Consider the following 14,404-nt stretch of genomic DNA (forward strand, 5'->3'; position numbering starts at 1 on the left):
TCCACGAGATCTGGCCACAAAATGAAACCGCCGGTACCGGCTTTTGCTCCGGTCCGGCGGTCAACATACACCAGTGTCGACTGGTTCAGTGCAGCCTCTCGGCGCTCTTCAATCTTGCAATTTCGTCTTTGAGAAGGAGTTTCTTACGCTTCAGCTCTGCGATCTTGAGGTCATCCGAGGAGGGATGAGCCAGTGCGATGGTGAGTTCCGTTTCAAGAGCGTGATGTTTGCGCTCCAGTTCGACCAAATGCGACTGCACAGGCATTAACGGCTCCTTGTGTCACAGTTCCGACATTTAACGTTCTCACGAAAAGTCGCCTATGTCGAAGGAAAATCGCGGATTCGAGCGTTGAATCGATTGTGCAAAGCAGCAATAAATTTAGTCGGAACAATAGGTTACCGCGCGGTAATGTGGTGTGGAGGGCATAAAAAGAATGCTGGATCAAAGGCCTAGGAAGGGCTTGTGAAAGTTGTCCGGCAAGCTCTGCCAAACGGGTGTAAATAGATGGCGATATCTTGCCGCAGCGCTTGCGGGCGGGGAATCGGCTCGGCATAGTTCGGCACCGTGCCCGAAGGGGCATAGGGCAGCAGGATGGTCGAAATACCGAAGCTGCCATTCGGAATGGAAGGGTATGGGCTTGTCAAATCCGCTCACCGAGGAGGAGGAAGCCGCGATGGTTGCGGAGCTGGGGCAGCTTCGCCAGGAACACCGCGATCTCGACGCCGCGATTGCCGCTCTGGAACAGGTGGGGTCCCCTGACCGTCTCCAGCTTCAACGCCTGAAGAAGCGCAAGCTCCATCTCAAGGACCGCATGTCCCTGCTGGAGGACCTGTTGACGCCGGACATCATCGCCTGACGCTTGGGGGCGGCGGACGCCGCGGCGCCAACAGTGGGGTTTGATGCGATCCGGGCGATCAAACCGCCTTGCCGCTGGCGATTTCGGCGAGCATCCAGTCTCGGAACGCCTTGATCATCGGCTTGTCCGCCTTGGCCCTCGGCGCCACCAGGTGATAGGCGAATTCAGGCGCGATCTTCAAGGAAAGGTCGAAGGGGCGTACCAGCCGGCCGGCGGCCAGATCGTCGCCCACCAGGCTGGTGTTGCCCAGCGCCACGCCCTGGCCATCCACGGCCGCCTGCAGGGTCATGATCGACTGGCTGAAATGCAGGCCGCGCGTGGGATCGGGTTTGTCCGCCTTGGCAGCCATCAGCCACATGCGCCAGTCCGGCCACATCGAATCCTGGCTGTGCCAGTCGAGATGGATCAGGGTGAAATACTGCAAATCGTTGGGTTCGCGCAGGGGAACGGGCCCGTGCAGGAGCTGAGGGCTGCAGATCGGAAAGACGTCCTCGACGAAGAGGCGATCCGAGCGCAGGCCGGCATAGGCGCCGCGGCCGAAGCGGATGGCGACGTCGATTTCCTGGCGATTGAAATCGGCAAGCGTGTCGGAAATGTCGATGCGCATGTCGATATCGGGGAATTGCTGCCGGAAACGCGGCAGGCGTGGCACCAGCCATTTGGCGGCGAAGGATGAACCGGAAGAAACGGTGAAACTCTTGCGCTGGGTGGTGTTGGCGGCCCGGCGCAGGGCCTCGTCGATGGTGCGCAGAGCGCCGCTTGTGGATTCGAGCAGCTCTTCGCCGGCATGAGTGAGCTTCATGCTTCGGCTGGTGCGAAAGAACAGCCGGGTGCCGAGACGGTCTTCGAAAGCGCGGATCTGGCTGCTGACTGCGGCGGGGGTCACGTCGAGCTCGATCGCGGCCTTGGCGAAGCTCAGATGGCGGGCGGCGACGGCAAAGGTCCACAGCGCACCAAGGCCGGCTCCCGACTTGCTCATGCCCACCTCATGATCATCAAGTTTTTGTTGACGGTGAAGAAAGGTTCACCCGGTTGATAATCTAGCATAAAGCATTGAAAATAGGAAACATATCGCGAGAGCGCATTTACTTTTTGTTGAGGGTACGAGTATGTCGAGCGTCGAATTCCACGAAGATGAATGGGGCCGGCACTGGAGCTATTCCCCGGCCCTGCACGGGACGCAGGTGCGTCTGCATTATTCGATTGCCGCTGCCGTGGTCGGCGGCGCCATGTCCTTCGTCGAGACGATCTCCGCCGGCCTGGCCCAGCTCAGAGGGCAAGATCAGGCGGCCGCGAAGGCGGGGCGCCCGAGCGACCTTTATGGCGATGACGACGTGCCGCCTGTCGGTTATGTCCGCTACGAGGGCGTGCGGGACGAGTTCGGGCGTCCGCTTCCATGAGGAAAAGATCCGCAACTCAGCGGGATCACCGGGCGCGATCATCGATCGCGCCCTTTTCTGTTGCCGGGATCCCGCGCAGGAGAGCCTGGGTTAAGGTGCAGCCCTTTCAAGGTGTTTCGAACAAACCGGGAAAAGGTCGGGATAGGGTGGTGCAACCCCTCATCCGCCTGCCGGCACCTTCTCCCGCAAGGGGAGAAGGGGGCAGTTTTCGTGGCGCTGCGCTTGCCAGTTGCCTTCTCCCCTTGTGGGAGAAGGTGCCCCGAAGGGGCGGATGAGGGGTCTCGATGCCCTTTACCAGCCTTTTCCGGCGACCTAGTCCAAACACCTTGAAAGGGGGTGGGTTAAGGTGCAGCGCCTGGGATCGCGGACACTGCCGGCAGGTGCTTGCACCAGAAAAAGGGCTCTTCCGCGCCGACGGAAGAGCCCTTTTCGCATGACGGGTATGGACTGACCCCCGAGGGCGTCAGTCTTCCTTCTGCTTGATGCCCTTGAGCTTGGCGAACACGTTGGCGACGTCGAGTTCGTCCTCGTCTTCCGTCTGGCGCGGCTTGTTGCCGAGCGAAGCGAAGGGGTCGTCCGGCCTCTGGCCCCGGTCGGCCGCCGGTCCCGTGGTGATCTCGGCCGGCAGCAGCGTGGCGCTCTCGGCCTCGGGCGGCCGGTCCTTGGAGGCGCGGGCGACTTCGAAGTCGAGGTCGATCTGGGTGCACAGCCCCAGCATGACCGGATCGGCCGGGGTCAGCTGCGCGGTGTTCCAGTGGGTGCGGTCACGGATGGCCGCGATCGTCGTCTTGGTGGTGCCCACCAGACGCATGATCTGGGCGTCCTTGAGTTCGGGATGGTTCTTGACCAGCCAGAGAATGGCGTTGGGGCGGTCCTGGCGCCGGGAGACCGGCGTGTAGCGCGGACCCTTCTTGACCTTGGCGACGGCGATCTTGACCTTCGGCTCGGCCAGCCGGAGGCGATGATGGGAATCGCGCTCGCCGCGGGCAATCTCCTCCCGGGTGAGCTGGTTGGAGATCACGGGATCCAGACCCTTGATGCCGGCCGCGACTTCGCCGTCGGCAATGCCCTTGACCTCCAATGGATGCAGTTTGCAGAACTCGGCGATCTGGTCGAAGGTGAGGGCGGTGTTCTCAACCAGCCAGACAGCAGTGGCCTTCGGCATCAGCGGGGCGGTCGACATTTGCATCTCCTCGGAAAGCATGGGCTCGCTGCCGCCTCGCCCCAGCCTCCTGGAACGAAGCCCGACGCGAGCTGATTGTCGGGATTCATACCCCATATAGTCGTGGTTGACCCGAAAGGAAAGTCTGTTGCGCCGCTTTCCTGCCGGGATTGTCGACAGAAACCCACTCTGGCTAGGGCTCGATGGCGAGGCGGAGCCGGAGTGGAAGCAGTCATCGTCGGGTGCTGCAGGCACTGCTCGCATTTGCCGCCGCCCGTACCAGGGCGGCGAGTGCTACCGAAAACTGTTTGCGAAAGACGGCGCGCGGGCCGGTCTTGCCGCGAATGTGAGCGAAGATTCCGGCTCTCGCTCATAACCGCTCACCGATGAGCTTTTCATAATCGGGGCGAATGGGGTTAGAGTGGCCACTGCAGCGGAGCTCGGGGAGCGGGGCTGGCTTGGATGGGAAGTGAGGAGGCGACATGGCGATTTTCGATGACGAGCCGCGAAAGGTAACGGTGGCACATCAGATCGGACAGGACCTCTCGACCCTGTCGCTGCACGAGCTTGACGAACGCATCGCGGCCCTGAGGCAGGAGATCGTGCGCCTGGAGGAAGCCAAGGCCAGCAAGGCTGCCTCGCTCTCGGCGGCGAGTGCCTTTTTCAAGACCTGACCCCCTCAAGGGCAACGCTGACGTTCAGGCTGGATGACGCCGAAGGCCGTTCAGCAACGCATGAAAGGCTCTCACTGCCTGCACGGATGCCGCCTTGGGATCGGCTGCATTGGCGATCCATTGCGAGGCATGCCAAGTGGCGCCATTGACCAGCCGGGCCGCGGCCTCCGGGTCGATATCGGCGAGAACGCCCTCCCGCTTCAGCGCAGCCAAGGTCGCGCTCATCGAAGCGATGCAGCCATCCTGGCTCGGCCATTGTGAGGGATCGCCGAGGACGGCCGGGCCGTCGCGAAACAGGATGCGCTGGATTTCCGGCTCCAATGCCATCTCGATATAGGCCGAGCATTCGGCGACGAAACCCTGCCAGGGATCTTCGGCCTGGGCCGAGATCGCCGAAAGCCGCCTGGACATTTCGGCATCGAGTTCCGCGATGACCGCCGCGAACAGGCCCTTCTTGTCGCCGAAATGGTGATAGAGCGCGCCGCGCGTCAGGCCGGCCGCCGCCGTAAAATCGTCCATCGACGCTTGCGCATAACCGACGGTGCCGAAGGCCGCGCGCCCAGCGGCGAGCAGCTTGGCGCGCGTCTCGGCGATCATCTGGGCTCGCGGTTTACGGGCCATACCATTTCCTTCATATACGCTGCGTATATTATTTGACATACGGCGCGTATGCAACTATGACGAATACATACGTTGCGTATGTCAATGCTTTCTCTTCCGCTTTGGAGTGCCCGATGTCCAATCCTTACAGCCAGATCTTTCGAGCGCCGGGGGCAAAGGCTTTCGCGGCTGCCGGCTTCCTGGCGCGCCTGCCGCTCGCGATGGTGACCATGGGTATCGTCGCCATGATCTCCCAGACCCATGGCGAATATTGGCTCGCCGGTGCCGTGTCGGCCACTTTCGCCCTCGGCAATGCCTTCATGTCCCCGCAGATTTCCCGCCTGGTCGACCGCCACGGCCAGAGCCGCGTCCTAATTCCTGCCACCAGCCTGTCGGTTGCTGCCTTTTCGGTTCTGCTGCTGGCCGCGCATTTCCACTGGCCGGCCTGGATCCTGTTTGCCGCGGCACTGTTCGCCACCACCATGCCCAGCATGCCGGCGATGGTCAGGGCCCGCTGGTCGGAGCTCTATCGCGACACCCCGCAGCTGCACACGGCCTTCGCCTTCGAATCGGTGGCTGACGAAGTCGTCTACATGGCCGGATCGATCCTTGCGGTCGGTCTGAGCGTGGCCTGGTTCCCAGAAGCCGGTCCCCTCGTCTCGACCGTGTTTCTCGCCGTCGGCACGGCGCTGTTCGTGACGCAGAAATCCACCGAACCGCCGGTCCGCTTCACCGAAAGCGGCGGCTCCTCGGCCATCCGCCTGCCGCCGGTGCAGATCCTGACCTTCGTCCTGGTCGCCATCGGCACGATCTTCGGAACGGCGGAAGTCACCGTGATCGCCTTCACCAGGCAGTTGGGGCAGGCCGGCGCGGCCAGCTTCGTGCTCGCCGGCTATGCCGCAGGCTCGCTCGTCGTTGGCCTGGTGTTCGGGGCCCTGAAGTTGAAGATGCCGCTCGAGCGGCAGTTCCTGATCGCCATCGCAGTCGCCGCTGCCACCACGGTGCCGCTGCTGTTCGTTTCCGGCGTGGCGATGCTGGCGCTGTTGCTGTTCTTGTCCGGTGTGTCGATCTCGCCGACGCTGATCACCGCCATGGGTCTGATCGAGCGGCATGTGCCGGCGGCAAAGCTCACGGAAGGAATCACCTGGGCGATGACCGGCATCGGCATCGGCATGGCGGTCGGCTCCTTCGTCTCGGGCTGGGTCATCGACCGCTTCGGCGCCGCCGACGGCTTCTGGATCTCGCTTGCAGCTGGTTTCGTCGCGCTGACGGTGGCGCTGCTGGGATCGTGCCGGCTGACGCCGGCATCGAAGGAGGACAGGCTTTGCGCGGCCGCTGCCTGACCTGGGCCGGGCGTTAACCGAACATCAAGAATTCTGCGATAGCCTCGACGCCATTCCAGCTCGCTGGATGTTCGAGTGGCTCCTGTTCACTCTGTTTGACGCCTCCCTGTTTCGACTTGGACAAGCCGCGATATCTTATCGCGGCTTCTTTTTGTCGTGGAGGACGGATCGTCAGCTTCCTCTGGAAGCGCGGCGTCTCGCGAAAGAGCAAAGCAGGTCTGCATCCTGCTGCGTCGCTGCGGCTTGCATATGATCACCCAGCCTCGCCCCCGCGGCCCGACCCTCCCCATCGAGTCGAGGGTAGAGAAAGGCAGCGAGCTTTCATGACGCGGTAGGCTGGAGAGCCTGACCGAAAAATCTGTAAAACGCGGCCGTTGTCATTGCCGGGCTTCGTCCCGGCAATCCGGCGCCGCAATGTCGACAAGGGGCGGTATTTCGGACAAGCTCGCATCACAGAACCGAGCTTTTCCGGCTCTGTTTGCGATGATTGAGCCAGGCTTCTCAGGATCCCCAAAGCCCAAAACAAAAGCGGGCTCGAAGGCCCGCTTGCGTCGATATGGAAAAGGTTCGTTCCGATCAGCGCTTGAAGCTGATGCCAGCGAAGCGCTGGTTGAACTTCGACACGCGGCCGGCGCGGTCAAGAACCTGCTGCGAACCGCCGGTCCAGGCCGGATGGGTCTTGGGATCGATGTCGAGCTGAAGGGTATCGCCTTCCTTGCCCCAGGTCGAATGGGTGTAGAACTCGGTGCCGTCGACGAAGACAACCTTGATCTTGTGGTAGTCGGGATGAATGTCGGCCTTCATGGGGTCAAATCCTGCTCTGTGCCGGAGCGCTACCCCGGTCGGACAAGTCAAATTCGAATGAGTGGGCGGCTCGATAGCGCAATTTCGGTCCGGATACAAGCACTGGCCCCGCATTTCTCACATGCGGGAATCGCCTTTCTGCGCCGGCTACAGCAACGTTCCCCTCAGAATGACCAGGGCGACGGTGAAGTAGATGACGAGGCCGGTCACATCGACCAGCGTGGCGACCAGGGGGGCGGAGGCGCTGGCGGGGTCGAAGCCGACCTTCTTGAGGATGAAAGGCAGCATGGAGCCGGTCAGCGAGCCGAACGTGACGATCGCCGTGAGCGCGCAGCCGATGGTCAGGGCCAGCAGCGCCCAATGCGGTCCATAGTCGTAGAATCCGGCCTTCTGCCAGACGACGATGCGCACGATGCCGATCAGGCCGAGAATGGCGCCGAGCACGACGCCGGTGGGCAGTTCGCGCAGGGCCACCCGCCACCAGTCCTTCAGCTTCACCTCGCTCAGCGCCAGCGCGCGGATGAGCAGGGAGGTCGCCTGCGAGCCGGAATTGCCGCCCGAGGACATGATGAGCGGGATGAACAGGGTGAGCACCACCGCCTTTTCGAGTTCACCCTCGAAAAATTGCATGGCGCTCGCCGTGAGCATCTCGCCGAGCAGCAGCACCGACAGCCAGCCCGCACGCTTCTTGATCATCGACCAGAACCCGATCTGGTCATAGGGATCGTCGAGGGCTTCCATGCCGCCGAACTTCTGGGCGTCCTCGGTGCCTTCGGCCACGATGGCGTCGATGATGTCGTCGAAGGTGCAGATGCCGATGACATGCATGCTGTCGTCGACCACAGGTACGGCCAGAAGGTCGTATTTCGCGATCAGGCGAGCGACTTCCTCGCGGTCGGCAGTGGGGGCAACCGTGATCGGCTTGTCGAAGCGGGCGGCGGTCAGCACCGAGGATTTGGGGTCGGCGGTGATCAGGCGGCGCAGCGCCACGGCCTTGAGGAGCTGGCGGGTCTTGGGATCGAGGACATAGACCGAGTAGATCGTCTCACGCGTGCGCTCGACGCGGCGGATGTGATCGAGCGTCTGCTCCACCGTCCAGGACGAGGGCACGGAGACGAATTCGGTGGTCATCAGCGCGCCGGCGGTGTCCTCCGGATAGGACAGCAGCCTGTCGAGCGAGGCGCGGGTCTCGGGATCGAGACGGTTGAGCAGATCGGTGCGCGGCGGATCGTCCATGTAGCGGAAGACATCCGCCACGCGGTCCGAGGACATGCCGGCCATCAGCTTGAGCGCCCGTTCGGCGGGCAGGGCTTCGATCAGCGCCGCCGGATCGTCCAGCCCCGGCTGGTCGAGCACTTCGATCGCCCGCTCGTCGGGCAGGTGCACCAGGACGTGGGCCTGCTCTTCGATCTCCTGCTCGTTGAGCAGTTCGACGATATCGGCTACGTGCTCGAGGCCGAGGCAAACCTCGAGGATGTCGCGGTCAGCGACCTCAACCGTTTTTTCAGCCAGGTCTTCCATGGCTCTTCCTTCCTTTCGGCCGTTGCCGGCCGGAAGGACGAGCCCGCGAGCGGTCAGTCCTTACAAGCCGTCAACGGCGCGAACATTCGACTGCTACTGTCGCTTGGCATGATCTCGTTGATCTCGTGGGGTCCGGCCAGGGACGATTCCTTTGGAATAAATCCAAAGGCCGGAACAATCGCGACTTGCGCCTCTCAGCCGTCGCAGTCAAGCGCTTTTTTGCACTGCGCGATAATATGGAGAGCGCGGCAAACTGAAGCGGTTTGGGCCGGTGAGATTGCAGCCGCGCCCACAGCGGGGCATTGTCCCGCGCGCTCGAAAGGAAGAATGCTACGTGGCCACGGAAACCGATCCGAAAATCCGAGAAAACACCGCGGAATCCGCCAGGAACAGCCGGTCTCTCCGCCCCTTGATGGCGCTGGCGCCCTATGCTCTGGCCTATCGCGGCCGCATCCTGATGGCTTTCATGGCTCTGACGGTGGCAGCGGCGGCGACGCTGGTGGTCCCCGTCGCCATGCGCCGCATGATCGATTTCGGCTTCTCGGTGGGGCATGCCGCCGCCATCAATTCCTACTTCCTTGCCATGACCGGCGTGGTGCTGATTCTCGCTTTGGCGAGCGCCGCCCGTTACTATCTGGTGATGACCCTCGGCGAGCGCGTGGTCGCCGATGTCCGCACTGCCGTCTTTGCCCATCTCACCCAGCTCTCGCCCCTGTTCTTCGACACTGTCAAGACCGGTGAGGTGCTCTCGCGCCTGACTGCGGATACCACGCAGATCAAGGCGGCCTTCGGCTCTTCCGCCTCCGTCGCCCTGCGCAACCTCTTCCTGTTTGCCGGCGCCGTGGTGATGATGGTGTGGACCAGCCCCAAGCTTTCGGCGCTGGTGCTGATCGCCATTCCGTTGATCGTGCTGCCCCTGGTGGCCTTCGGCCGGTCCGTGCGCACGCGCTCGCGCAAGGCGCAGGACACGCTGGCCGACGCCTCCGCCTATGCCAGCGAGATCATCGGCGCGATGCGGGTGGTGCAGGCCTTCACGGCCGAACGGCTCGCCATCGGGCGTTTTTCGGGCGAGGTCGAGAACGCCTACCAGGCGGCGGCGATCTCCACTCGCTCGCGTGCGGTGCTGACCGCGATCGCGCTGTTCCTGGTCTTCGCTTCGGTGGTCGGCGTGCTCTGGCTCGGCGCCCATGACGTGGTCGCCGGCACCATGACGGCCGGCACCTTGTCGCAATTCGTGCTCTACGCGGTGTTCGGGGCCGGCGCCCTTTCGGAACTCGGCCAGGTCTGGGCGGAGCTCGTGCAGGCGGCCGGCGCCGCCGAGCGCCTGGGCGAGCTTCTCGGCGAAAGGCCGGCGATCTCCGCGCCGGCCCGGCCGCTGGCCCTGCCCGAGCCGGCGCGCGGTGCCGTCGCCTTCGAGGGCGTGACCTTCGCCTATCCCGCCCAGCCGGACAAGCCGGTGCTGCACGATGTCGATCTCGCGGTGAAGGCGGGTGAGACGGTTGCCATCGTCGGACCGTCCGGCGCGGGCAAGAGCACGCTGTTCCAGCTCCTGCTGCGCTATTACGATCCCCAGTTCGGACGCGTGAGGCTGGATGGGGTCGCGCTGCCGCAGGCTGATCCCAAGCGCGTGCGCCAGCGCATTGCCGTGGTGGCGCAGGATCCGGTGGTCTTTGCGGCGACCGCCCGCGACAATATCCGTTTCGGCCGCCCCGACGCGAGCGATGCCGAGGTGGAGGAGGCGGCACGCCTGGCCGCGGCCGACAGCTTCATCCGGGCCATGCCGCAAGGCTACGACACCCCGATCGGCGAGCGTGGCGTGACGCTGTCGGGCGGCCAGCGCCAGCGTATCGCCATCGCCCGCGCCATCCTCAAGGATGCGCCCGTCCTGCTGCTCGACGAGGCGACCTCTGCGCTCGATTCCGAAAGCGAGAAGGCAGTCCAGGCAGCTCTCGACGGCCTGATGACCGAACGCACCACCCTGGTGATCGCCCATCGCCTGGCGACGGTGCAGGCGGCCGACCGGATCATCGTGCTGGATGACGGACGCATCGTCGAAGAGGGCACGCACGAGGCCCTGGTGGCGCGGGGCGGCCTCTATGCCCGGCTGGCGCAGCTGCAGTTCAGGGACGCCGCCTGAGCCAGGCCGGCTACAGGAAACCGATCCAGCGCCCGGCCACCAGCACCGAGAGCCAGAGCAAGGCCGAGACGAGGGCCGATACCCTTACGCTCGCCGCCAATGGCCCACCGGCGAGAGCGGCGCGGAAGGCCGGGCGGCGGTGCTGGAGGCCGATATTGATCAGGGCCAGCGCGAGCAGAGCGAGCTTGGCCTGAAAGGCGGCATTGTCGGCATAGTGCGCCGGACGTACGCTGAACAGCCATAGGCCGCAGACGAGGGTAAGGCCGAGGCCGGTGGCGGCCGTGCGGGTCAGGAACGGCCCGATGACCGCGACCGGCACCTTGGGCCATAGTCCTGCAAGCCGCAGATCGAGCGGCAGGATCGCGCCGAGCAGCAAGCCGATACCGAGGATGTGCCCGGCATTGACGAAGATATAGGCCGCGGGCGTGTCGCGCAGCAGTACCGCTCCCGGCCAGGCTGCGAAAAGCTCCAACATGGAAGGGCGCCGGATTCAGCGTGTCTGGATCCGATCGGGATACATGTCGTAATTCTTGCCGGCGATGGTGACGCGTACGGCCTTCATCCAGGCCTTGCCGCGATCCTTGGCGCGGTTGCCCAGCACCGTGACGGCATCGCCCGGCTTGGCAGTGTCGCCGGTAAAGCCGGCGCGTTGCGTCTGGCCGGGATTGGCGAGGTCGACCCGCCACAGCACGCCGTCTTCGGCGGCGACTTCCAGCGAAGGATGAGGCGGCGCCATCGAAACGGTCTTGATGGTGCCTTTCAATTCCATCTGCTCGCCTTCGGCCCATGACCAGCCGTGATGGGCGAAGGCATTCGGCGCCAAACTGATGGCGGCGCCCGCCCCGGCGAGATAGAGAAAAACGCGCCGTTCGATCGCGATCGTCATCGATGCCCCCCTCGTACCGACTTCGGCCGAGCGAGACTGGCCGGCGATTGAGGCGGAAATCATGCGGGGATGATCAAAAGCCCGTGTCCGGCCCCGAGGCGGGACGGGCGGCCCGACACCACGCCTCCTATCGTCCCGCGGTGTTGACGACACGGCAGATATGCGAGCGCAGAGCGTCCTCGGTGGCTATCTGGCCGGCCTGTACGTGGAATTGCAGATCGACTCGGGTGCCGTTGCCGGTCTTGCGGGCCGTGACGCGGACGGTCTGGCGACGGCCATTATTGGCGCCATCCTGGTCGGCGATCAGCACGCCGGCTCGCTTGTCGACGCTGACGACATCGATGCCCTCGGCGGACAGGGCGCGGCCGACATTGTCGAGGGCCCTGGCGGGAGCGACCTTGGGAAACACAGCCCAGGTCGAGTAGGTCAGGCCGGTGAGCAGCGGCACGCCGGAAGTCCTCAGATTCTGCGCGCAGCTCTGGGCTGCGGCGGGCGAAGCGGCGAGGAGAGCGAGCGCAGCGGCGCCGGCGAAATATCTCAGCATGGGACTGTCTCTGTCGGCCGCCAGAGCGGCTGGGCTGGAGGGGCGCCGCCACGCCTGCGGAGGCGCCGCGACGATTGCTGCATAGTTCACCCTCCGCAAGCTGAACAGGGGCGATTCAAGCTGAGAAGAGGCAGTGTTTCGCAGGTAACAATCAAAATGGAGTCCGGCCGGTTCCTTCCGCGATTTTCGCCACCACGCCTATCCACCGGGGCGCTACGCACCACCTCTTACCGGGTAGTCCCTCACGGCATGAAAAAGGCCGGTCGCGGGGACCGGCCTTGATCGTCTTTGATGGGAAGCCGCCTGTCAGGCGGAGGGCGCCGGCTCCATGCCGCCTTCGGGCTGCGGCGGCGGGCGGCGCGGCTTGCCGGCGGAGATGGCCGAACCGCGTGTCGTCTGCGGCTCCTCCAGCGGATCGCGGGACGGCGGCTTGCCGTTGAGGAGGTCCCGGATCTCGTCGCCGGTCAGCGTCTCATATTCGAGCAGCGCCTGGGCCAGGGCCTCAAGGTCGTCCCGCTTTTCTGTGAGAATACGCTTGGCATCGTCCCAGCCCTGGTTGATCAGGCGGCGCACTTCGGCGTCGATCTTCTGGGAGGTCGCCTCCGATACGCTCTGCGTACGGCCCATGGACATGCCGAGGAAAACCTCGTCCTGGTTTTCGCCATACATTACGGTGCCGAGCTCGTCCGAATAGCCGTAGCGGGTGACCATGGCCTTTGCCATGCGCGTGGCCTGCTCGATGTCGCCGGCAGCGCCGGAGGTGATGTTCTCCTTGCCGAAGATCATCTCCTCGGCCACGCGGCCGCCCATCGCGACGGCGAGCTGGGAGGTGAACTCGATATATTTCATCGAGTAGCGATCGCCCTCGGGCAGGAACTTCACCATGCCGAGCGCGCGGCCGCGCGGAATGATCGTGGCCTTGTGCACCGGGATGCCCTTGGGCACGTTGAGGCCGACGATGGCATGGCCCGCCTCGTGATAGGCGGTGAGGCGCTTTTCCTCTTCAGACATCGCCATGGTCTTGCGCTCGGCACCCATCAGGATCTTGTCCTTGGCGTCCTCGAACTCGAGGTGGGTGACCATACGCTTGTTGCGGCGTGCCGCGAGCAGGGCCGCTTCGTTGACCAGGTTCATCAGGTCGGCGCCCGAGAAGCCGGGTGTACCGCGGGCGATGATCTTGAGGTCGACGTCGGGAGCGAGCGGAACCTTGCGCACATGCACGCGCAGGATCTTCTCGCGGCCGGAGAGGTCGGGGTTCGACACCACGATCTGGCGGTCGAAGCGGCCGGGACGCAGCAAGGCAGGGTCGAGCACGTCGGGGCGATTGGTCGCCGCGATGATGATGATGCCCTCATTGGTCTCGAAGCCGTCCATCTCGACCAGCAGCTGGTTGAGGGTCTGCTCGCGTTCGTCATTGCCGCCGCCGAGGCCGGCGCCGCGATGGCGGCCGACCGCGTCGATTTCGTCGATGAAGATGATGCAGGGCGCGTTCTTCTTGGCCTGCTCGAACATGTCGCGCACGCGGCTGGCGCCGACGCCCACGAACATTTCGACGAAGTCGGAGCCGGAAATGGTGAAGAAGGGCACATTGGCTTCGCCGGCGACGGCGCGCGCCGTCAGGGTCTTGCCGGTGCCGGGCGGACCGACCAGCAGCACGCCGCGCGGAATACGGCCGCCCAGGCGCTGGAACTTCTGCGGATCGCGCAGGAATTCCACGATCTCCTGCAGATCTTCCTTGGCCTCGTCGATGCCGGCGACGTCATCGAAGGTGACGCGGCCATGAGCCTCGGTCAGCAGCTTGGCCTTGGACTTGCCGAAGCCCATCGCCTTGCCGCCGGCGCCCTGCATCTGCCGGGACAGGAAGATCCAGACGCCGATCAGCGCCAGGATCGGCAGGGCTTGCAGCAACAGCTGCAACAGCCATGGCGTTTCGGCGGGCGGAGCGGCGCTGACCTGCACGTTGAGATCGTTCAGCGTCTTGGCCAAGCCCGGGTCGTTGGGCAATTGCGCGCTGAACTTCTCACCATTCGAGTAGGTGCCGGTCAGCTCGTTGCCGGTAATGGTGACATCCTTGACCTTGCCGTCCTTGGCCGACTTCACCAGTTCCGAGTAGGAAATGGCACTGTTGGCGGAAGCGCTCTGGCTGCCCGTCTGCCGGAACAGGGTGAAGAGCGCCAGCAGCAGCAGCACGACTATCACCCAAAGCGCAAAATTTCGGAAGTTCGCGTTCATCTCTCGCCTTTCGCGGCGGACGGCCTGCCTCAAGCAGGGGACGCCACAGCATATCGCGGCTAAAATAGGCACAGGCGAGCCAAATGCCAAGGCAAGCCGGTGGGATAGATAGCCCTGCGCTCCCTTATAGAAGTGCCGAGGGCTTGTCACGGTGAAGATTCGAGTGGCGCATGCGCCGCTAATTTCTTGAAATAGGCCGTTATTTTGCCGCTTCTAGGGCAAGGTCGGCAGAAAATGACAATTT

Annotated in this window: 15 protein-coding genes; 5 read left to right on the top strand and 10 right to left on the bottom strand. The window is 64.0% G+C overall.

The features are described 5' to 3' along the window. Nucleotides 1-85 precede the first annotated feature (85 nt). Nucleotides 86-265 (bottom strand): YdcH family protein, encoded by a 180-nt coding sequence (locus C5L14_RS26130; protein ID WP_068285636.1) that lies wholly within the window; start codon nucleotides 263-265, stop codon nucleotides 86-88. Nucleotides 266-632: 367 nt separating this feature from the next. On the opposite strand from C5L14_RS26130, the gene C5L14_RS26135 reads away from it, so the two are divergent. Beyond that, on the top strand, nucleotides 633-857 hold the full coding sequence (locus C5L14_RS26135) for a YdcH family protein (protein WP_105864989.1): 225 nt from the start codon (nucleotides 633-635) through the stop codon (nucleotides 855-857). A 58-nt stretch (nucleotides 858-915) separates the two neighbouring features. Here the strand turns inward: C5L14_RS26135 and gcvA are convergent, their stop codons facing one another. After that, nucleotides 916-1,836, bottom strand: coding sequence for a transcriptional regulator GcvA (gene gcvA / locus C5L14_RS26140; RefSeq protein WP_105864990.1), 921 nt, complete (start codon nucleotides 1,834-1,836; stop codon nucleotides 916-918). A 130-nt stretch (nucleotides 1,837-1,966) separates the two neighbouring features. On the opposite strand from gcvA, the gene C5L14_RS26145 reads away from it, so the two are divergent. Then, the gene (locus tag C5L14_RS26145; RefSeq protein WP_105864991.1) at nucleotides 1,967-2,257 is read left to right on the top strand and encodes a hypothetical protein; all 291 of its coding nucleotides are present in this window, start codon (nucleotides 1,967-1,969) and stop codon (nucleotides 2,255-2,257) included. Between the two features lie 463 nt (nucleotides 2,258-2,720). Here the strand turns inward: C5L14_RS26145 and C5L14_RS26150 are convergent, their stop codons facing one another. Beyond that, a complete protein-coding gene (locus C5L14_RS26150) occupies nucleotides 2,721-3,440 on the bottom strand; it encodes a DUF1013 domain-containing protein (RefSeq protein ID WP_105864992.1) in 720 nt (239 codons plus the stop codon). A gap of 461 nt (nucleotides 3,441-3,901) precedes the next feature. Here C5L14_RS26150 and C5L14_RS26155 point away from each other — a divergent pair, with 461 nt between their 5' ends. After that, nucleotides 3,902-4,093 carry a DUF1192 domain-containing protein gene (locus C5L14_RS26155; protein WP_105864993.1) on the top strand — a complete coding sequence of 64 codons (192 nt, stop codon included), beginning with the start codon at nucleotides 3,902-3,904 and terminating at the stop codon, nucleotides 4,091-4,093. A gap of 24 nt (nucleotides 4,094-4,117) precedes the next feature. Here the strand turns inward: C5L14_RS26155 and C5L14_RS26160 are convergent, their stop codons facing one another. Next, entirely contained in the window at nucleotides 4,118-4,714 is a 597-nt protein-coding gene (locus C5L14_RS26160) for a TetR/AcrR family transcriptional regulator (protein WP_105864994.1), read from the bottom strand. A gap of 113 nt (nucleotides 4,715-4,827) precedes the next feature. Between C5L14_RS26160 and C5L14_RS26165 the strand changes: the two genes are divergently transcribed. Beyond that, nucleotides 4,828-6,036 (top strand): MFS transporter, encoded by a 1,209-nt coding sequence (locus tag C5L14_RS26165; RefSeq protein ID WP_105864995.1) that lies wholly within the window; start codon nucleotides 4,828-4,830, stop codon nucleotides 6,034-6,036. A gap of 576 nt (nucleotides 6,037-6,612) precedes the next feature. Here the strand turns inward: C5L14_RS26165 and rpmE are convergent. Continuing rightward, complete coding sequence (gene rpmE / locus C5L14_RS26170; protein WP_105864996.1) at nucleotides 6,613-6,840, bottom strand: 50S ribosomal protein L31; 228 nt, start codon at nucleotides 6,838-6,840, stop codon at nucleotides 6,613-6,615. Between the two features lie 147 nt (nucleotides 6,841-6,987). Further along, complete coding sequence (mgtE, locus tag C5L14_RS26175; protein ID WP_105864997.1) at nucleotides 6,988-8,361, bottom strand: magnesium transporter; 1,374 nt, start codon at nucleotides 8,359-8,361, stop codon at nucleotides 6,988-6,990. A 334-nt stretch (nucleotides 8,362-8,695) separates the two neighbouring features. On the opposite strand from mgtE, the gene C5L14_RS26180 reads away from it, so the two are divergent. Next, entirely contained in the window at nucleotides 8,696-10,498 is a 1,803-nt protein-coding gene (locus tag C5L14_RS26180; protein WP_428832662.1) for an ABC transporter transmembrane domain-containing protein, read from the top strand. Nucleotides 10,499-10,508: 10 nt separating this feature from the next. Here C5L14_RS26180 and C5L14_RS26185 read toward each other — a convergent pair whose 3' ends face one another. From C5L14_RS26185 to ftsH, 4 genes are all read right to left on the bottom strand, one after another. After that, on the bottom strand, nucleotides 10,509-10,973 hold the full coding sequence (locus tag C5L14_RS26185; RefSeq protein WP_105864999.1) for a DUF6644 family protein: 465 nt from the start codon (nucleotides 10,971-10,973) through the stop codon (nucleotides 10,509-10,511). A 15-nt stretch (nucleotides 10,974-10,988) separates the two neighbouring features. After that, on the bottom strand, nucleotides 10,989-11,384 hold the full coding sequence (locus C5L14_RS26190) for a DUF6152 family protein (protein ID WP_105865000.1): 396 nt from the start codon (nucleotides 11,382-11,384) through the stop codon (nucleotides 10,989-10,991). Nucleotides 11,385-11,511: 127 nt separating this feature from the next. Beyond that, nucleotides 11,512-11,928, bottom strand: coding sequence for a hypothetical protein (locus tag C5L14_RS26195; RefSeq protein WP_105865001.1), 417 nt, complete (start codon nucleotides 11,926-11,928; stop codon nucleotides 11,512-11,514). A 306-nt stretch (nucleotides 11,929-12,234) separates the two neighbouring features. Further along, complete coding sequence (gene ftsH / locus C5L14_RS26200; protein WP_105865002.1) at nucleotides 12,235-14,160, bottom strand: ATP-dependent zinc metalloprotease FtsH; 1,926 nt, start codon at nucleotides 14,158-14,160, stop codon at nucleotides 12,235-12,237. Between the last annotated feature and the right edge of the window lie 244 nt (nucleotides 14,161-14,404).

It is taken from the genome of Labrys okinawensis, assembly GCF_002982075.1.
GTDB lineage: Bacteria > Pseudomonadota > Alphaproteobacteria > Rhizobiales > Labraceae > Labrys > Labrys okinawensis_A.

Coding starts and splice junctions, on each gene's coding strand:
- C5L14_RS26130 (WP_068285636.1), bottom strand. CDS start 265: ATGCCTGTGCAGTCGCATTTGGTCGAACTGGAGCGCAAACATCACGCT.
- C5L14_RS26135 (WP_105864989.1), top strand. CDS start 633: ATGGGCTTGTCAAATCCGCTCACCGAGGAGGAGGAAGCCGCGATGGTT.
- gcvA (WP_105864990.1), bottom strand. CDS start 1,836: ATGAGCAAGTCGGGAGCCGGCCTTGGTGCGCTGTGGACCTTTGCCGTC.
- C5L14_RS26145 (WP_105864991.1), top strand. CDS start 1,967: ATGTCGAGCGTCGAATTCCACGAAGATGAATGGGGCCGGCACTGGAGC.
- C5L14_RS26150 (WP_105864992.1), bottom strand. CDS start 3,440: ATGTCGACCGCCCCGCTGATGCCGAAGGCCACTGCTGTCTGGCTGGTT.
- C5L14_RS26155 (WP_105864993.1), top strand. CDS start 3,902: ATGGCGATTTTCGATGACGAGCCGCGAAAGGTAACGGTGGCACATCAG.
- C5L14_RS26160 (WP_105864994.1), bottom strand. CDS start 4,714: ATGGCCCGTAAACCGCGAGCCCAGATGATCGCCGAGACGCGCGCCAAG.
- C5L14_RS26165 (WP_105864995.1), top strand. CDS start 4,828: ATGTCCAATCCTTACAGCCAGATCTTTCGAGCGCCGGGGGCAAAGGCT.
- rpmE (WP_105864996.1), bottom strand. CDS start 6,840: ATGAAGGCCGACATTCATCCCGACTACCACAAGATCAAGGTTGTCTTC.
- mgtE (WP_105864997.1), bottom strand. CDS start 8,361: ATGGAAGACCTGGCTGAAAAAACGGTTGAGGTCGCTGACCGCGACATC.
- C5L14_RS26185 (WP_105864999.1), bottom strand. CDS start 10,973: ATGTTGGAGCTTTTCGCAGCCTGGCCGGGAGCGGTACTGCTGCGCGAC.
- C5L14_RS26190 (WP_105865000.1), bottom strand. CDS start 11,384: ATGACGATCGCGATCGAACGGCGCGTTTTTCTCTATCTCGCCGGGGCG.
- C5L14_RS26195 (WP_105865001.1), bottom strand. CDS start 11,928: ATGCTGAGATATTTCGCCGGCGCCGCTGCGCTCGCTCTCCTCGCCGCT.
- ftsH (WP_105865002.1), bottom strand. CDS start 14,160: ATGAACGCGAACTTCCGAAATTTTGCGCTTTGGGTGATAGTCGTGCTG.